The organism is Halalkalibacter flavus, from assembly GCF_036663575.1.
GTDB lineage: Bacteria > Bacillota > Bacilli > Bacillales > Bacillaceae_D > Halalkalibacter > Halalkalibacter flavus.
The window spans coordinates 1-959 of record NZ_JAWRVK010000103.1 but is presented as its reverse complement, the minus strand read 5'-3'; the positions used below and the strand labels follow the sequence as shown (position 1 = coordinate 959).

1 protein-coding gene, 3 tRNA genes and 1 rRNA gene are annotated in these 959 nt (G+C 42.5%); 4 read left to right on the top strand and 1 reads right to left on the bottom strand.

Annotated elements, in window-relative coordinates:
- From rrf to SAY88_RS24540, 3 genes are all read left to right on the top strand, one after another.
- Positions 1-76 (top strand): 5S ribosomal RNA (rrf, locus tag SAY88_RS26135); the annotation flags it as partial.
- A 7-nt stretch (positions 77-83) separates the two neighbouring features.
- Positions 84-158, top strand: a tRNA-Asn gene (locus tag SAY88_RS24545).
- A 7-nt stretch (positions 159-165) separates the two neighbouring features.
- A tRNA-Thr gene (locus tag SAY88_RS24540) sits at positions 166-241 on the top strand.
- Positions 242-548: 307 nt separating this feature from the next.
- On the opposite strand, the gene SAY88_RS24535 is transcribed toward SAY88_RS24540, so the two are convergent.
- Positions 549-818 (bottom strand): hypothetical protein, encoded by a 270-nt coding sequence (locus tag SAY88_RS24535; protein ID WP_332635064.1) that lies wholly within the window; start codon positions 816-818, stop codon positions 549-551.
- 65 nt (positions 819-883) lie between these two features.
- Between SAY88_RS24535 and SAY88_RS24530 the strand changes: the two genes are divergently transcribed.
- Positions 884-958 (top strand) — tRNA-Glu (locus tag SAY88_RS24530).
- The last annotated feature ends 1 nt before the right edge of the window (position 959 follow it).

Here is a 959-nt window from a genome sequence, read left to right as displayed (position 1 = left end):
CGAACACGGTCGTTAAGCTCTTCAGCGCCGATGGTAGTTGGGGGCTTCCCCCTGTGAGAGTAGGACGTTGCCAGGCAAACCGTTCCACAGTAGCTCAGTGGTAGAGCAATCGGCTGTTAACCGATCGGTCGTAGGTTCGAGTCCTACCTGTGGAGCCATTTTTATGCTTCCATAGCTCAGCCGGTAGAGCACTACCATGGTAAGGTAGGGGTCAGCGGTTCAAGTCCGCTTGGAAGCTCCAGAAGAATACATATATAACGCGCCTTTCAGCAGTTACTGGGAGGTGCTTTTTTTGTGTGCTTGATATGTTTCAGCTAGGTCCACTGCAGGCGTGTCTGTTGATTTCTGAACGGATTTACCTTATATGTTGTTCAAGAAGGTCACCGTTTCTTTAGGAGAGTTTACAAATTAAGTAAGAGAAAGCCCATCCCATGCGGCGATAGAGTAAAGTAAAGAAAGGGTATATCTCAAAAGGTCAAAAACAGGCCTTTGAGACACCCCCCTTTTCTTTCGTTTGAAGTTTGATAACTAGGAATATGTAAAATTCTTCATCTCTTGATCAATTGTTTTGCAGTCAAACCTGTTATAGCCCCAACTAATTTACTGTCAATTCCGTGGTCAAGCATGCATTCTGCTACTTGCATTTTCGTTTCTTCTTTTGCTTTATGTTGAACGTAGTCTAATAGTGTTAGGAGTTCTTCACGTGAGTACAAAGGTTTGTGATCATTCAATTTCATCACCTCGAGCTCATTTTCTTCATTATAACGAATGTACGTTCGTGTTTTCAAGTGAGATAAAAAAATAATAATTTTTTTCAAAAAGCACTTGTCATCTTCTTTATATTTAGATATAATACTTTTTGTCAGTAAGAAATACTTCTGTTGGCCCGTTGGTCAAGCGGTTAAGACACCGCCCTTTCACGGCGGTAACACGGGTTCGAATCCCGTACGGGTCACCAT